Annotated in this window: 13 protein-coding genes; 5 read left to right on the top strand and 8 right to left on the bottom strand. The window is 67.3% G+C overall.

Annotated elements, in window-relative coordinates:
• Nucleotides 1–7,430: RHS repeat domain-containing protein (locus tag ASE86_RS12025; protein ID WP_156347148.1), on the bottom strand; the 7,430-nt coding region annotated here is incomplete at its 3' end.
• A gap of 207 nt (nt 7,431–7,637) precedes the next feature.
• On the opposite strand from ASE86_RS12025, the gene fliQ reads away from it, so the two are divergent.
• The 5 genes from fliQ to ASE86_RS12050 are packed head-to-tail and all read left to right on the top strand — an operon-like array spanning nt 7,638 to nt 12,924.
• Nucleotides 7,638–7,907 (top strand): flagellar biosynthesis protein FliQ, encoded by a 270-nt coding sequence (gene fliQ, locus ASE86_RS12030; protein WP_056427194.1) that lies wholly within the window; start codon nt 7,638–7,640, stop codon nt 7,905–7,907.
• 15 nt (nt 7,908–7,922) lie between these two features.
• Entirely contained in the window at nt 7,923–8,690 is a 768-nt protein-coding gene (locus ASE86_RS12035; RefSeq protein ID WP_056427196.1) for a flagellar biosynthetic protein FliR, read from the top strand.
• Entirely contained in the window at nt 8,690–9,760 is a 1,071-nt protein-coding gene (locus ASE86_RS12040) for a flagellar biosynthesis protein FlhB (RefSeq protein ID WP_056427201.1), read from the top strand. Before ASE86_RS12035 ends, ASE86_RS12040 begins: the two co-directional genes overlap by 1 nt.
• Nucleotides 9,761–9,766: 6 nt before the next feature.
• Nucleotides 9,767–11,812, top strand: coding sequence for a flagellar biosynthesis protein FlhA (locus ASE86_RS12045; protein ID WP_056427205.1), 2,046 nt, complete (start codon nt 9,767–9,769; stop codon nt 11,810–11,812).
• Nucleotides 11,813–11,817: 5 nt separating this feature from the next.
• Nucleotides 11,818–12,924 (top strand): tetratricopeptide repeat protein, encoded by a 1,107-nt coding sequence (locus tag ASE86_RS12050; protein ID WP_162233335.1) that lies wholly within the window; start codon nt 11,818–11,820, stop codon nt 12,922–12,924.
• On the opposite strand, the gene ASE86_RS16225 is transcribed toward ASE86_RS12050, so the two are convergent.
• From ASE86_RS16225 to ASE86_RS12085, 7 genes are all read right to left on the bottom strand, one after another.
• The gene (locus tag ASE86_RS16225) at nt 12,921–13,121 is read right to left on the bottom strand and encodes a hypothetical protein (protein ID WP_056427211.1); all 201 of its coding nucleotides are present in this window, start codon (nt 13,119–13,121) and stop codon (nt 12,921–12,923) included. The two genes, ASE86_RS12050 and ASE86_RS16225, sit on opposite strands and share 4 nt — an antisense overlap.
• A 143-nt stretch (nt 13,122–13,264) precedes the next feature.
• On the bottom strand, nt 13,265–13,801 hold the full coding sequence (locus ASE86_RS12060; protein ID WP_235524094.1) for a tetratricopeptide repeat protein: 537 nt from the start codon (nt 13,799–13,801) through the stop codon (nt 13,265–13,267).
• Nucleotides 13,802–13,826: 25 nt separating this feature from the next.
• Complete coding sequence (locus tag ASE86_RS12065; protein ID WP_056427216.1) at nt 13,827–14,564, bottom strand: sigma-70 family RNA polymerase sigma factor; 738 nt, start codon at nt 14,562–14,564, stop codon at nt 13,827–13,829.
• Complete coding sequence (gene fliP / locus ASE86_RS12070; protein WP_056427219.1) at nt 14,561–15,244, bottom strand: flagellar type III secretion system pore protein FliP; 684 nt, start codon at nt 15,242–15,244, stop codon at nt 14,561–14,563. The genes ASE86_RS12065 and fliP overlap by 4 nt, the downstream gene beginning before the upstream one ends.
• Complete coding sequence (locus tag ASE86_RS12075; protein ID WP_056427222.1) at nt 15,241–15,606, bottom strand: hypothetical protein; 366 nt, start codon at nt 15,604–15,606, stop codon at nt 15,241–15,243. Before ASE86_RS12075 ends, fliP begins: the two co-directional genes overlap by 4 nt.
• Nucleotides 15,594–15,866 carry a FliM/FliN family flagellar motor switch protein gene (locus ASE86_RS12080; protein ID WP_056427225.1) on the bottom strand — a complete coding sequence of 91 codons (273 nt, stop codon included), beginning with the start codon at nt 15,864–15,866 and terminating at the stop codon, nt 15,594–15,596. Before ASE86_RS12080 ends, ASE86_RS12075 begins: the two co-directional genes overlap by 13 nt.
• A gap of 7 nt (nt 15,867–15,873) precedes the next feature.
• Nucleotides 15,874–16,590, bottom strand: a complete 717-nt coding sequence (locus ASE86_RS12085) for a FliM/FliN family flagellar motor C-terminal domain-containing protein (RefSeq protein WP_162233336.1) — start codon at nt 16,588–16,590, stop codon at nt 15,874–15,876.
• Nucleotides 16,591–16,601: the final 11 nt, after the last annotated feature.

Here is a 16,601-nt window from a genome sequence, read left to right on the forward strand (position 1 = left end):
ACGTCCGATTGCTCGACCCGCTCGAACCCGTTGGCGTAGTGCGTGCTCTGGTGCCAGCCGCCGAATGTGCCCATGCCGCCGGTATGGAGATAGCCGAGCCATTCGTAGCTGGTGGTGGTGACCTCGCCCCCGAACGCGCGCGTCGAGGTGACGCGGCCCTGATGGTCGTAGTCGCTCGTCTCGCGCTCGTCCCAGCCGAGATGCGAGTTGGCGTGCCACAGCCGCTGGCCGAGCACGTCGTAGCCGTAGGAGTCCGACTGCTGGCTCGGACGGATCTGCAGGACCAGCCGGCCCGCCGCGTCATACTGCATCACCGTCTTGCGGTCGTTCTCGTCGATCGCGTGGCGCTGGTCGCCGAACCGGTCGTAGCCGAAGCGCCTGACCCCGGTGTCGGGGTGGAACTCCGCGGTGACCAGCGCCTCCGCGCCACCGTAGCCGGTGCCCGCCAGCAGCTGGCGCGTCGTGCGGCGGCCGTTGGCGTCGTCCTGCCCGACCAGCCGCCCGCCCGCGTCATAGTAGAAGCGCTCGATCGGGGTGTCGGTGTAGGTGCGCCCCGTCTCGTCGGTGATGGCGACCGCGGCGCGCTGCACCATCGTGCGGCGGCCCATCGTGTTGTAGCCATAGTGCGTCGTCGCGCCCGTCGCGTCACGCTCCCACGCCAGCTCGCCGAACGGCGTGTAGCCCGCAGCGAGCTCCAGCGTCTGCACCTGGCCCGCAGCCAGCTCCCGGGTCGGCAGCTTCGTCGCGACCTGCTGTCCCCGCCGGTCGTAGATCGCCATCGTCGCCGCGACTCCGTCGACATAGGCCTGATCGATCGACGTCTGTCCCCAGTTCGACGCGATGTGCAGCGCTTGGTCGATGCCGGTGCCCGCGAGATCGTCGCGTTTCTGGTTCTCGAGCGTAAGCGTCCGTCGTCCGTTCGCATCGCTTACGAAATAGCGCCACACGCCATCGCCCGAGTTGGTGCGCGCGAGATTGCCGAGCTTGTCGTAGGTGAAATCCTCCTGCAGTCCGTTGATGCCGCGCTGCGCCACCTCGCCGAAGACGGTGTATCGGGTTTCCTGGACGTCGCCCTTGTTCCATCCGCCGTTGTGCCAGCCGGTCGCCTGGCTCTGGACGCGGCCGAGCGCGTCGCGGGTGTACATCACGCCTTCATGACTGATCGACCCGTCCGATCGATTGCGGTTCCAGGTCTGGAGCACCTCGGCCCCGGCGATGTCCTGCCAATAGGTGAACACCGCGCCGGTCGTATCGGTCATGGTGTGGAGGCGCCCGCCCGCGCCATACCCGTAGCGGACGATCCGCACGTCGCCGCCGCCTTGGCGGGTCTGCTCGGTACGGGTGAGGTCGCCCAACCCATTGTAGCGGTAGCCGAGCAGCGGTTGAGTCCAGACGCCGTCCTGGTCGTGATAGCCCGCGCGGGTCTCGTGCGCGAGGCGCCCTGCGGCGTCATACTCGTAGATCGTCGCCTCGCCGGTAGCCTCGGTGCGGCGAGTGACCTGGCCGAGACCGTTGTATTGGTAGCTGACGGTGGCGTCGCTCGACACGCCGTACAGATTGCCGTTGCCGTCCGTCGCATATGCGGCGACCCCGCGCCGAATCTCCGACGTGCGGCGGCCCATCTTGTCGTGAGTGAAGTCGGTGACGCGGTCCTCCCCCGACAGGCTCGGATCGGTGATCCAGCCGACCCCGTAGCCAAGTGACCGGGCCGCCCAGCGCCGCTCGTGCCGAACATTGCCTTCCGCGTCGTAGAGCCAAGCGGTGATGAACCCCTCGGCATCGACCTGCCGGCTCCGGCGGCCGATCCGGTCATAGGTGGTGTAGACCGCATTGCCCATGCCATCGACGACGCGCAGCACGTTGCCCGCAGCGTCATAGTCATAGCTGGTCACGACGTCGTTGACGCCGGTCTGATACGTACTTCCATTCCAGAAGCCGGTGCGTACGCCGCGCACGATGCTCGACGTCATCCGGTTGAGACGGTCGTATGTGTAGTCGGTGACCCGATCCTCGGCGGTAGTGCCGGGATGGAGCGGGATGCCATCCGGGTTCGGGCTCTTCAGCGCCCAGCGGCGCTCATGCGTGAGGTTGCCGACCACGTCGTAGCGCCATGACACGAGGCCGCCGAGCGCATCGGCCTGCTCGGTCTTGCGGCCAAGCCTGTCGTAGAAGAACAGGGTCCGCGCGCCGCGCGCATCGGTGATCTCGACGAGGTTGCCGCGCCCGTCGTACCGCCGCCGCTCGATCGGCTGGGTCGGACCCTGGACGTTGTAACCGCCCTGATCGACCCAGCGCACCGCGTCACCACGCGTCTCCACCAACCGGTTCGCCTTGTCATAGGCGTAGCTCGTGATGCGCTGCTCCGGCAGCCCCGACGCCTCGACCCGCCGGATCATGTTGCCGCGCGCATCATATTCGAAGCGGGCGACGGTGCCGCCGGTCAGCGTCGGCTCGGCCACGGTTGGTGCAGGACGGCGCCCCTCGGCGATACCCGAGTCACGATAATGATCGAGCGGGTTGATCCCCGCTGCTGCTATGTCGCCATTGGTGTCGAGGTAATAGCGGGTGTTGAAGGAGGCGTTGGGATTGCGCCGCTCGCGCCAGCCATGATTTTGCCAGTGATTGAGCAGTCCGTTGTCGTCGAGGCCTGCCAAGTCGGTGTTGGCCGCACGGTAATAGGCGGCATCGAACCTGCCCGCCGGGCTGCCGACCAGGACCATGGTCGTGCTCGCCGCCTCGCCTGCCGGGCGACGCCCCTCGCGGATGCCGTCGTTACGATAATGGTCGAGCGGGTTGATCCCCGCCGCTGCAATGTCGCCATTGGCGTCGAGATAATAGGCCGTGTTGAAAAAAGCGTTGGGATTGCGCCGCTCACGCCAGCCCGATTGCTGCCAGTGCGACAGCGCCTCTGCATCGCTCATCCCGGCGAGGTCGCTATATGCCGCACGATAATAGGCCGGATCCAAGCGAGTGATCGATGCCTCGCGCGCGACGGTGCCGCCCGACGCATCGATGCTGCTTGCAGGGGTGATCTCCGCGATCATCATGCCGCGTCGATCGAAGACGCGGCGGGTAATGCCACCGGCCTTGTTCTGGTCCTGCACGGCGCTGCCGAACGCGTCATACCAGCGCTGCTCGGCATAGCCCTCGGCGTCCCAGCTGATCGTCGCGCGGCCGAGCTTGTCGTACTGGAAGCGGGTGATGGCGTCGGCGTCGTGGCCCTGGACGTTGGGGAAATCACTACCCACCGTGTAGCTCTGGTTCACGCGCCGGGTTACGCTGGCGACCTCGCCGAACACGGTATAGCTTGTCTCTGTGACGTAGTTCTCGGCATCTCGTACCGCGACGACTCGGCCGCCCTTGTCATAATAGCTCCACGTCACCGACCCGCGCGCGTCGGTTTCGCGCACCCGATTGCCGAGCGCGTCGTAGCCGTAGCTCGTCACCCCGCCATTGGCATCGGTGACGGTGACGAGCTGACCGGCGCGATCATAGCCGTTGGTCGTCGTGCGGCCACCCGCATCGGTGGTCGTGACGAGGTTGCCGCGCCCGTCATAAGCGTAATGGGTCGCCATCTGGTCACCCGACCACATCGCGTCGTAGCGGGTGACCTCGCGCCCCGCCGCGTCGTAGAGGTGGTGGACCCGCGACTCCTCGGCCAAGCCCGCGGCTGTGATCTCCCAGGCGAGCGTGCCGTTCGCCCAGTGCACAAATTCCTTGGTAACGCCGTTGCTGTCGGTCACCCGATACAGCCCCCCGTCGGCGTTGTAGCCATAGGTGGTCCCCGCCCAGTCGCCACGGACATTGCCGGCGACGGTGTCGATGGTCCACGCGTCGGTCGCGCCGACTGGTTCGTTCCAACGGACGGCGAAGATCAGCCGCCCTTCGGCATCGTAGTCGTTGCGGGTGACGAACCCCTCGCCATCGACGACGAAGCGCAACTGACCCGAGGCGCTGTAATAATTGCGGGTGATGCGGTTGGTCGGGTCGCCGATGGCCGCGCTCTGCCATGCGTGCATCCCGCCCTCGTCAGGCAGCGCACCAACCGCGCGGCGCTGGACATAGTCGACCTTGCGGACGACGTTGCCCATGACGTCGTAACGATAACCGGTGACCGCGCCCTCCGCGTCGATCGCGTAGATCAGCCGGTCGGCGCCATCGTAAACGCCTTGACTGGTGCGGTTGCCGCCATGCCCCGACAACCCGGCGTTGGCGATCGCTTGGCGCATGCTGTCGACCGTGTAGCTGCCCAGCGTCGCGATGCTGCCGGCGTATCGGATGGTCTGGCGGACCGGCCCGAACGCGCTCCACTTCCAGCCTTCATATTCGTAGCCGTACTCGATAACGCGACCCGACGCGTCGATCTCGTAGCGCAGGTGCCCCTGATTGTCGTAGACCCAGCGCGTCACCGCGTCGGCGGGATTGCTGCCGACACTGCCGACGAGTTGTGCGAAGCTGCCCGCGCTGCGCAGATGCTCGGGGACGAGATTGCCGTAGTGCACCGCCTCGACCTTCTCGCCGATCGCGTCCCAGCCGGTCCGCGACAGCCGCCCCTCGCCGTCGAGCGTGCCGACCAGCCGCCCGGCCCGGTCGTAGAAGCGGCGCTCGACGCTGTCCGCACCGCTCGGCGGCGGGCCCTGGACCGTCGATGGTGCGGTCGCCTTGAATGCGTCGATCCGCCAGCCTTCGAGCTTGTTGGCATAGGCGGTGGTGCGTACCAGCCAGTCGGACGCATCATATTCGAAGATCGTCGCCGACCCGTCGCCACCGATGGTCTCGACGAGCCGCCCGCCCGCGTCGTAGACGTTCCACAGCCAGATGTCCTGGCTGTGCGCGGGCGGGCGCAGATTTGCGACCTCCGGGCTTTGGCTGGCGTCGAACGCAGCGTCACTCTGCCAACCCCCCACGAGGTGGGTGTAGCGGACCGTTCCCACCAGCCGGTCGGCGGCGTCGTAACGATACTCGGTCATCCAGCCGTTACGGTTAAGCTCGGCGACCTTGCGGTTCAGCCGATCGTAGACATGAGCCGTCGACAGCCCGGTCGCGTCCGTTTTCACGCGCAGCCGGCCGAGGCTGTCATAGGCATACGAGGCGGTGCCGCCGGCATGATAATGACCGCCGGTCGCCTCGGCGACCAGCTCGCCCGCGCGGTTGTAGGTCGAGGTCGTGACTATCCCGCTCGCCAGCGTCACCACCGTGCGCTGCGCGGCGTCCTGAAAGGCGATCCGCGTGGTCGCACCCGCTGCGTCGGTCGACGCGACGACGCGACCGAGCCCATCATAGACAAAGGTCTCCGTGTTCTTGCCCGCATCGACCCGGCTGAGTATCTGCCCCGACTGGTCGCGTGTGAAGTAACGGTGCGTGTAGCCGTTGTGGGTGTGCCACGATCCGTCCGCGCCCGTCGCGCCGTAAACGACCTCCTGGATCACGTTGCCGCGACCGTCGAGCGAAGTGGAGGTGACGTGTACCGAACTCTTGTCGACCTGCGCCTTCCATTGGTCAATGCTGCCAAGATCGAGCGCCTGAGTGGCAGGCCAGCCGGTCTTGTCGTAGCGGACGCTCGCGAAACGGCCGGTCGCATAGTGCTGGCCGGCCCCGTCGTTGACAAACTCCGTCACCCCGCCCTCGGCGTCGACGACGTAGCGGAGGTTGCCGTTGCCGTCGTAGGCGAAACGCGTCGTGGCGGGCCGCGTACCTTCACGCACGCTGCCGAAGCTTGGGAAGGTCGTCTGCCCCGGCGCGGCGGTGGTCACACTCGGCTGCACCATCAGGAAATTGCCGCTGCCCGCCTCCGAGCTGTAGCAATAGACTTCAAGTCGCGCCCGCACCGCGCTAGCGGGCACTCCCACGAAATTGCCGACCTTAGTGTTATAGCTCTGCGGGCCGTATACGGTGCCGATGTGTGCCCCGCCGACATAGTTGCCGGCGGCGTCGAGGAAATGGACCGATACGTCCATGTGCTCGATTGAGCCGTTCGCCTCGACGCCGGTCTGTACCGCCAGGCGCTCGCCGCCGGCGACATCGAACCAGTCTGCCCCACCGGTCGATATCGAGATGACCTGACCCGGCGCAGTCGCATTGAAATAGCCTTTGACAAAGGCACCGCCTGCCCGATATCCCGCATCAGGCACGCCGGTCGCGCGAATATTGTTCGGGTCGTAGCCATAGTTCCAGCCCGTCGATCCGGCCTGCATCGCCGCGAAGTGGACCCGGTTGGCGTCGATCGTTTCGGTGAGCACGCGATTTCCCGCGTCGTAGGTCCGGACCGTCACCGTGCCGTCCGGGTCGGACTTCGCGATCAGGTTACCGCGCTCGTCATAGGCAAAGTGGGTGATCGCGCCGGCACCATCGCGCGTCTCGACCACATCCCCGCGACCGTTGTAGCTGAACGCCAGCGTCTGCGCGGGCTCGCCGTTGGCCGGCGGCGGCGTGGTGATCTGGACCAGTTGCCCGGCGCCATCGAACGATAGCGCGGTCGTCTGCCCTTGCGGATCGGTGACGTTGGTGTAGCCGGCGCCGTAGCCGATCGATGTAGTGCGCACGACGCCGTCGACGGCGGTCTGGGACAGGCCGGTAACGCGGTTGTTTGCGTCGTAGCCGATGTCGAGCCGGCTGCCGTCGGTCTGGGTAATCGACGCCACCAGCTTCGAGGCGCCGTGGTAGGTATAGCTGGTGAGGTAGCGGTTCCCGTCCCAGGTGCCGTTGTCCTCCGGGGTAAGATCGACCGCGACATTGGCGAGGCGATTATAGCCGTCATATTCGTAGCGGACGCGGGTCAGTTGCCGCCAGGTACCGCCGTCGTTGTAGATCGTAGTGATCTCGGCGAGGTTGTTGCCCGACCAGGTGTAATGGATTCGCTCCCCGTTCGCAGTGGTGACATCGATCAGCTTGTCGCCGGCATAGGCGTACATCAGCGTATTGCCGTTCGTGTCGGTCAACTGGCTGATATGGTTATTGGGCCCGTTATAGATTTCGACGACCCGAGAATCGCCGTCGGTCCAGCGCCAGCTGCCGTCGTAGGTGATCCGATCATAGCTGCCCGCACCGTCGGTGCCGACGTAGCTCACCCCGTCGAAGGTGTAGGTGGAGCGCGAGCCGTCGCCCGCGATGCGCTTGACCGAACTACCCCAAGTGTTGGCCTGACCGATCAGATCGAAGATCCGACGCTGCGTGCTTTGACGCCAATTGTCGCCATTGTCGTCGCAGAGATCGCCGAGGCTGTTATAGGTGCGCGATACAGCAGCGTCGGGGCCACGACCGACCAGATACTCGTCTTGGCGGCTGATCACCAGATTACCGTTGGCGGCATTGAGCGTCACCTGCTCGCCCGTCTGCCCCATAACGCCCGAACCCAGCAGCCCCGCCCCGCCCAGGACGTTGCCTGAGCCGCGTTCGAAGCCCGTGCCCGCACCGGTAAATATCGATACCATATAACGCGTCCCCACATCCCAGCGGGGGCGGCGTTCCGCCACTACCCGCAAAAACTAGTCGGGGCGAAAACGCATCTATTTAGATGATTATTTTGCGCGTGCTGGAACCGTCCGCCGCAAAGTCGATTGCGCCGCGTCGGCGTCAGGCTATGGTTAATGCTGGCGGCGATCCGGGGGGCTCGAATCCAATCGCGAAGTGGGGGATCAATGGAAGCCGATAGGGCGCTGAACCTGCTCGACGACATGCTGTGGCAGTCGTTGATGGTCGCCGGGCCGATCCTGATCGCGACGCTGGTCATCGGCGTCGTCATCAGCGTCTTCCAGGTCGCGACGCAGATCCAGGAGGCGACACTCAGCTACGTGCCCAAGATCCTGGTCGCGGCGGGCCTGTTGATCGTGCTCGGGCCATGGATGATGACCCGGCTCACCGACTTCGCGCGAGGGCTCTACCTTGCGATCCCGACCCTTGTGAACTGACGACAGGACGGGGGAATGGACGCGCTGGTGGCCCAGGCGGTGGCGACGCTCCTGCTGACGCTTCGCATCGCGCCGACGCTCGCCTTCGCCCAGCCTTTCACCCTGATCCGTATTCCCGTCCTGATCAGGATCGCGCTGGCGATCGCGCTTGCCGGCTGGCTGGTCGCGGCAAACGCCGCATCGACCTGGCGCGCGCCGCTGCCCGCTGGCGGCATCTTGGCGATCGCCGGTGGCGAGCTGCTTCTCGGCATCGCGCTTGCCCTCGCCCTCCAACTCGCCTTTGCCGCCCTCCTCGTCGCCGGGCGGACGATCGACATCCAGGCGGGATACGGCCTGGCCGTGCTCGTCGATCCCTCGACCAGGGCGCAATTGCCGCTGGTCGGCACCGTCCTCGCGTATGCCGCGGGTGCGATCTTCTTTGCGACCCAAGGCCCTGCGCGACTGCTCGCCATCTGGTCCGCTTCGGTCCGCCGGACGCCGATGGGCAGCGCGCTGGGAACCGCGGACCCGCAGGTCCTGATCGGCTACGTCTCGGGCGTCTTCCTGCTCGCCATCGGACTTGCCGGGCTGGTGCTGGTCGTGCTGCTCATCCTCGACCTCGCGATCGCATTCATGTCGCGCACCCTACCCCAGATGAATGTGCTGCTCCTGGGATTCCAGGTGAAGACGCTGGCGACGATGATCATGCTGCCGATCGCGCTCGCGCTGTCGGGATCGCTGTTTGCGACCATCCTCGAATATGCGTTCGACACCATGGGTGCGCTGAGCGGCGGGGGCAGCTGATGGCCGATCAGACCGAACAGAATCGCAGCGAGGCACCGACCGAGTTCAAGCTGAAGAAGGCGCGCGAGAAGGGCACCGTAGCGCGCAGCATCGAGCTCGGCTTCCTGGCCGGCCTCCTCGCGCTCGCCGCCTTCGTACTGATGGCGGGCGAAGCGCTGATGGCGACACTCGCGCAGGCGATGCGCGCCTCGCTGTCGGGCGGGTTCGCACGCGCGGCCGAACCGGCGGGTGCCGGGGCGATGCTCGGCGAACTGGGCTGGCAGGTCATCGCTCCCGTCGCGCTTCTGGGGGGAACGATGGCGGCGATCGTCATCACGCTGGAACTGATCCAGCTGCGCGGCTTCCTCCTCACCTTCCATCCGCTCAAGCCCGACTGGAGCCGGCTCAACCCCGCCAAGGGACTGAAGCGGCTTTTCTCGATGCGGATGCTCAAGGAAACGCTGAAGAGTATCGTCAAATTCGCGCTCTATGCCGCCGCCACCTGGCTGGTCGTCCGCTGGGCGGTGGCGCAGTTCTCGGAAACGGCAGGCTATGGCGAGCGGTTGCCGCAGACGCTGGAGGCGGCGGGAATGCGGCTCGTGCTCGCCTTCCTCATGATCGCGATCGCCGTTGGGATCCTCGACCAGGTTCTGGTCCGCGGCGAATTCACCAAACAGATGCGGATGAGCCGGCGCGAGGTGACGCGCGAGAGCCGTGAGCGCGAGGGCGAGCCACGGATGAAACAGCGCAGGAAGCAGCTGCACCGCGAGATGATCCAGCAGGGTCAGGGAAGCCTGGCAGGTGCCGACATGCTCATCGTCAACCCGGAGCATTTCGCGGTCGCGCTCCGCTACGACGAGGCGGCGATGCTCGCACCCGAAGTCGCTGCCAAAGGCCGCAACGCGCACGCCCTTGCACTCAAGGAAGACGCCGTCCGCCGTGGCCTGCCGGTGATCGCGAACCCGCCGCTCGCGCGGGCGCTGTTCCGGGCGTGCCAGATCGGCAGCACCGTACCGCCCGACCGCTATGAGGCGGTCGCCACTCTCTACATCGACCTTCGCCGCGCGAGCGCGGCAAGCGCACAGGGCTGAACCCGCATGTCGACCACCACGCTCCCCCGCCTCCCCTCGACGCCCGGCGGCAACCGCGACCTCGCGCTGGTGATCGCGACGATCGGTATCCTCGTCATCCTGTTCGCGCCGATCCCGCCCGCCTTCCTCGACCTGGCGATCATCGCCAACTTCGGGCTAGGCCTGACGATCATGCTGCTGACCTTCTATGTCGGCAAGCCGGTCGAGTTCTCGACCTTCCCCTCGCTCCTCCTCGTCGCGACATTGTATCGCCTGTCGCTGAACGTCGCCGCCACGCGGCTGATCCTGACCGGTGGCGACGCCGGGGCCGTGATCGGGTCGATCGGCGCGTTTGCGGTACGCGGCAATTTCGTCGTCGGGCTGGTCGTCTTCGCGATCCTCGTGGTGGTCCAATATGTCGTCGTCACCGCGGGCGCGCAGCGCGTATCGGAGGTCGCAGCACGCTTCACGCTCGATTCGATGCCCGGCCAGCAGATGAGCATCGACGCCGACCTCAACATGGGCCTGATCGATCGCGACGAGGCGGTGGCGCGGCGCAAGGCGCTGGAGAAGGAAGCCAGCTTCTATGGCGCGATGGACGGCGCGTCGAAGTTCGTGAAGGGCGATGCGATCGCCGGGATCATCATCCTCCTCATCAACATCATCGCCGGCTGGATCGTTGGCGTCAGCCAGATGGGGATGGAATGGAGCCAGGCGCTCAGCCACTTCACCCTGCTGACCATCGGCGACGGCATCGCCACCCAGCTCCCCGCGCTGATCATCTCGATCGCGACGGGCATCATCGTCACCCGCTCCGCGTCCGATCGCGAGTTGTCGACCGAAGTATTCCGCCAGCTTGGTTCCGTGCCGCGGATTCCGCTGATTGTCGCGGCGGTGCTGGGTGCGCTGCTGCTTCTACCCGGAATGCCGAAATGGCCGATCGCGGTGATCGGCGCGCTGGCGTTCGTCGCCTGGTGGCGCATCCGCAAACGCGCGGCGGCCGATGCCGCTCAGCCCGTCGATGAGGACATCGCCGCGGAATCGACCGCTTCACCCGGACTCGAGGTCCGCCTGGGCGTCCAACTCGCCGCTGCGTGGGCGGGCGAAGGGGCGTTGGTGATGGAACGGATCGCTGGGCTGCGTCGCGCCCATGAGGAGCAGTTCGGCCTGCCCTTCCCTGCTGTTCGCCTGGAGGACGGTGCCGGCCTTGGCAGTCACGAGTATGAAATCCGGCTGTTCGGCGCGCGGTACGGCGCGGGGACGATCCACGCCGACCGCGTCCTCGCGGTGGCGGGCCAGGGGCAGAAGCCTGGCTTGAAGGGGATCGAGACGGTCGACCCTGCCTTCGGCCTGCCCGCCTGGTGGATCGACCCCGGCCAGGCGGATACGGCCAAGGCGGCCGGATGCACGATCATCGATCCGCTGACCGTTCTGGCGACCCATTTCGGTGAGATCGTCCGCGGCGAGGTGGGCACGCTGCTGACCCGCGCGACCGTCGTCGGTCTTCTCGATGGCGTCCGCCGCCGGCAACCGGGCCTCGTCGAGGAGCTGGTGCCGCAGACTCTGTCGGTGTCCGACGTCCAGCGCGTTCTCCAGACGCTGCTCGCGGAAGGCGTTTCGATCGCCAATCTTGACCTCATCGTCGAGCATCTCGTCGATCTGGCTCGCGCGCAGAAGGATCCGGCGGAGCTGACCGAGCTGATCCGTCAGCGCATGAGCTACGCGATCTGTCATCAATTGCGCGGCCGCCACCCCGACCTCGCGGTGCTCAGCCTCGATCCGCGGGTCGAGAACCAGCTCACCGCGAGCCTCGGCGCGGCGGCAGGTGGCGCATCGATGGCGGTCGAGCCGCGCCTTGCCGAACAGCTCATCCGCCGTCTTGCCCCCTTGACCGAGGCGATGTTCCGCGAGGGGCGGGCGCCGGTGCTGCTCTGCGGTGCGGAACTCCGCCGTCACCTCAAGGCGCTGACCCGTCGTAGCCTCCCGACGCTCTCGATCCTGTCGGTCGCCGAGATTCCGATGCGGATCACGCTGAAGTCCTTCGACATCGTCCGTCTCGAACAACAGGGTTGATGCCCATGCCCGATTACGATCAGGTCGCAGCCTATCTCGAACTGGACCCGGACAACGAGGCGCTCATCGCCGATGCCGCCCACGCCGCGCTCGATGCCGGCCGCAGCGACGATGCCGCCGCCCTCGCCGCGCGCCACCGCGCGATCGCCGGCCCTACGCCGGCGATGGATCATGTCCTGGGCCTTGCGGCGATGGCGGCGCAGGACTGGACCGCCGCCGCAGCCGCATTCCGCAGGATGCTGGATACGGGCGTCGACGAACCCGCGGTGCGCTACAACCTCGCCTGGTCCTTGGCGATGACCGGCGACAAGAACGGTGCACTGTCAGTCCTCGACGATGCCACCGCCGCCGCGGTTCCGCAGGCGGCCGAGCTCTTGGTCGGGCTGCTGCACGAGTGCGGCGAGATGGATCGCGCGGAGGCGGTCGCGCGCGAGGCGGTCGCGCGTTTCCCCGATCATCGCGGTCTCAACGCGGCGGTTTCGACGCTGGCGATCGACCTCGAGGATCTGGAGCTGGCCCGGGCGACCGCCGCGCGGGCGGGCGACCATCCCGAGGCGCTCGTGACGCAGGCGACCCTTGCGCTCGACGAAGAGGATATGGCGGCGGCTGGCGCGCTGTTCGATGCGGCCCTCGTCCGGCATCCGGACAATCCCCGTGCGCTGGTCGGGCGCGGACTCGTCGCGCTGGCCCACGACGATCGCACAGCCGCGACCGCTGACCTCGACCGCGGTGCCGGGCTGTTCGGCACGCATCTCGGTTCCTGGATCGCCGCCGGATGGGCTCATGTGCTCGCGGGCGACGTTGCCGCAGCACGTGCGCGGTTCGAGCGCGCGCTCTCGGTCGACGACATCTTTGCCGAAGCTCACGGCTCGCTCGCGGTGCTCGACATCCTCGCCGGCAACGTCGAGGACGGCCGCCGCCGCACCGAGGTGGCTCAGCGGCTCGACCGCGACTCCTTCTCCGCCGCGCTCGCCGCGGCGATGCTCGCGGCGGGTGGCGGCGATCGGGCGCGGGCGGAGAAGATCGTCGCGCTGGCGCTCTCGACCACGGTCGACGAGAAAGGACGGACGATCGGACAGGCGCTCGCGCGGATCGGCGCGCGGGGCAGCTAGTCGGCGCGAAGGGCCGCGGCGGCGCGATCGATCATCGCCGCCCCGCCCGGCATCGCGACGATCACGCGCATGACGTCGTCGAGGACGGCTGCGAACGCGGCATCGTTGGCGACGGCGTCACCCAGCTCTTCGGCGAGCAAGCCGTGGACCACCGCGCGACGACGGTCTTCCTCACCAAGGGCATCGAAGCCAGCCATCGCTCGCAACCGCTCGACCGGGCGTGCTGCGTCGGCGCGCGCCGAACCTGCGCGGTCGGACCGTCCCCTTCCGCCGCTCCTGCCCGCCTTGGCGAGCTTCTCGCGTAGTAGCATCAGGACGTGGTCAGTGCCGGCGATCCTAGTCAATGAGTTGTACCCCGCCCCCCGAGCTGACCAAGAAGGAAGGACGTCGCCGACGCTTCCTCGACCGGCTCCGCGGCTGCGGGGGGCGGCGCAAGACCGCCGCATTGCTCGATGATGAGCGCCATGTCGCGGTTGAGCGGCGGGTTCTCGCCATTGGCCGAAATCCCGACCTCGAGCTCTCGGATCGTCTCGGGGAAGCGGTCATGGATAAGGTGGGTCAAACCGGCGACGAAGTGCGAGAGATAGTGATCCTCCGGAAGCGCGCCGAGCGGTTCCCAGGTCGCGAGCGCGCGCGCGGGCTCCGCCGAGGTCAGTTCGAAGAAGCCGAGCTGGAACCGCGCGAGATGGAAGTCCGGGGCGAGCTGGACGGCGAGCGACAGCGACGCATGCGCCTCGATCGGCCGTCCGCTGCCTGCCAGGAACGAGCCGCGCAGAAAATGGAGGCGGGCGTCATCGGGATAGGCAGCGATCAGCCGCTCGGCGAACGCGAGCTCGTCACCCGTCCCCGCCTCAGCCGTCGCGATCAGCTGCCCCATCTCTTCATCGCCGCATATCATGCCGTCATCTCCTGTAACCATTGAGCCGCTGGCGCAACCGACCGATCGCCGCGGCGTGTATCTGCGATACGCGACCCTTGGAAAGACCGAGCAGGTCCGCGATCTGGGTGAAGCTGACCCCCGCCTCGTAATGCTGCCGGACGACCCACCTTTCCCGCTCGGGAAGCTCGTCGATACCGCGCGCGACGAGTGCCTGAAGCTCGCGCCAGGCGAGGCTCTGGTAGGCGTCCGGGCGGGGATCGGGAGCGTCCTCGCCGATCCGCATCGTGCCGCCCTCGATCATGAGGCCGATCGCCAGCCCCGCGGCGAGCGCGGCGAGCGCGGCCACCGGATCCGCGGCGTTCGCGTCCGTTTCGACCAGCGACCGGGCTCGATCGACCTCCTGTCGGCGGCGCTGAGACCAGGCATCGTCGACCTCGCTCATTCGCGCGACGCCATCAGCGACGCTGCCGACGATCCGCCGCCGGGCGAACGCACCGAACGGGATTCCGCGCAACGGGTCGAAACGGTCGATCGCCTGGAGCAGCCCTTCATAGGCGAAATGCTCCATGTCGCCGAGATCGGCACCGTGCCGCGGCCGCCGACCGTGCTGGCGCCGTGCGATGATGAGAGCGAGCGCGCGATAGCGGCCGAAGATAAGTTGTCGGCATCCGATCTCGTTCTCGAACCGCAGCCGACGCCAAAGCGATGCCTCAACGCGCGGCGGCACCACCACGATGTCGAGGCCCGCTTTTGTCGTCATCGGAAGCTGCCGAGCACTCCCTGCAGGACGAGACCCCATCCGTCGATCAGGATGAACATCAGGATCTTGATTGGCAGCGATATCGTCGCGGGCGGCACCATCATCATCCCGAGTGCGAGCAAGATCGACGCGACGACCAGGTCGATGAGCAGGAAGGGCAAGAGGATCACGAAGCCGATCGTGAACGACACCCTGAGTTCGTTTAGGATGAAGGCGGGTGCGAGCTTCAGCGTCTCGACATCCTCGACGCGGCGCGGCAACGGCGTCTTGGCGATCGCATAGATCGATTCGAGATCGGCGTCGCGGGTCTGTGCGAGCATGAAGCGCCTCAGCGGCGCCGCGCCCGCCTCCATCGCCCGCTCGACCCCGATCCGGCCCGACACAAGCGGCTGCAGCGCGTCGGCGTTGATCCGGGTCAGCGTCGGCGACATGGTGAACGCCGTCAGGAACAGCGCCAGCGCGATAAGCACTGGGTTCGGGGGCGTTTCCGGCATCCCGAACGCGTGGCGGACCATCGACAGCACGATCACCGTGCGCACGAAACTGGTCATGCTGATAACGACGGCAGGCACGACGGCCAGCAGGGTCAGGATCAGCGCAGTCCGAACAACGTCATTGCCGATCCCGTCCCCCGCGAGCGTGGCGCTCGCCAAGGAAACTGCCGTAACAAGCGCGTTCATGCCGCCGGCTCCGCTGGTGGGTCGCGCAACACCTGCTGCTGGCTGGCGGAGCAAAGGACGAGATAGTCGCGATCGTCACAGCGGAACAGGCAGATATCGGCATGGGCGCTGATGCGGCGAGTTTCGATCACTACGATCCGCCGGGCCGGGGCCGCCTTTTTCCAGTCGGCAAGCGCGCGCCAGTCGATCCGGCCGCCGCCCCGGCGCAACAGCAGCGCCGCCGCCCCCGCGAGAAGCAGGCAGACGAGCAGGGCCGACACGATCCGGCCGAGCGAGACGTCGATCGCACCGCCACCGCCCAGCCGCGCCGGTGCGGCCGCGAGCATCGCAACGATCGACGTCGCCGCGGTCACTGCGGCCATTCGACGATCTCCGCGAGCCGCACGCCGAAGCTCTCGCCGACCGCGACGAGTTCTCCGCGCGCGACCGCGACGCCGTTCAATCGCAGTTCGACCTCGCGGTTGAGCGCCGCATCGAGCGCGATCACCGCACCCGGCTCGAGCGCGGTGAGGGCTCCGACGCTCATGCGGGTACCCCCGAGATAGGCCTCGAGCGAGACTTCGACGGTATCAATCAGCTTGGCGCTGACCCGTGGAACGATGGTGGAGGTTGCGTCTGTCACAGGATGCTCATGCTCGGGTTGCGGCTTCTACGATTTCGAGGAAGGGAGGCTCGGCCGCGATGATTCGCGCCGTTCCGCGGACAAGCGGATGACCGTCGACCGCGATCGGGACCGGCTCCGCCAGCGGACGGCCGAGAACGACGACGTCGCCGATCTCCAGCCCGCGCAGTTCAGCGACGCTGATATCCGCGTGCCCGACCGCCGCGCTGACCTCGACCTCCACGGCGGCAAGTGCGGCACCGCCCAATCCGAGCGGAATCGCTGGAGTCGAGGGAAGCACGCGGGCGACGAGCGTCGCGAAAAACGCGTCGGTCAGCGCGATCGCGATCTGCGCCGCCGGCCCACCGATGGCCGCACACCAGCCGGGCGCACGCACGACCGGTCGCCACTCGGCATCGGGGCTGACACCGGCAAGGCGGGCGAGCCGTGCGCGCAGGTCGACGAGGCAGTTTTCCGCTACCTCCTCGAGCAGCGCACGGTCGACGGTCGCCCGATCCTCGGCGGCGACGCCGAGCATTCGCGCACCGGTCTTGAGCGCCGTGTCGCCCGTCGTGCCGAGCATCAGCCCGACATCCAGCGCGCGCCAGGCGAGATTCGTGCGCGCCTCGCGGCAGAGCGGCGCGAATCGCACCGCCTCGCCTACGAACCAGCGCGCCGACCAGTCCGCGACCGTCTCGGCGACCAGCGCGTCGAGCGCGGCCGGCGGGACGGTGTCGGCAGGCAACCAGGAACGGC

It is taken from the genome of Sphingomonas sp. Leaf33 (assembly GCF_001421785.1).
Lineage (GTDB): Bacteria > Pseudomonadota > Alphaproteobacteria > Sphingomonadales > Sphingomonadaceae > Sphingomonas.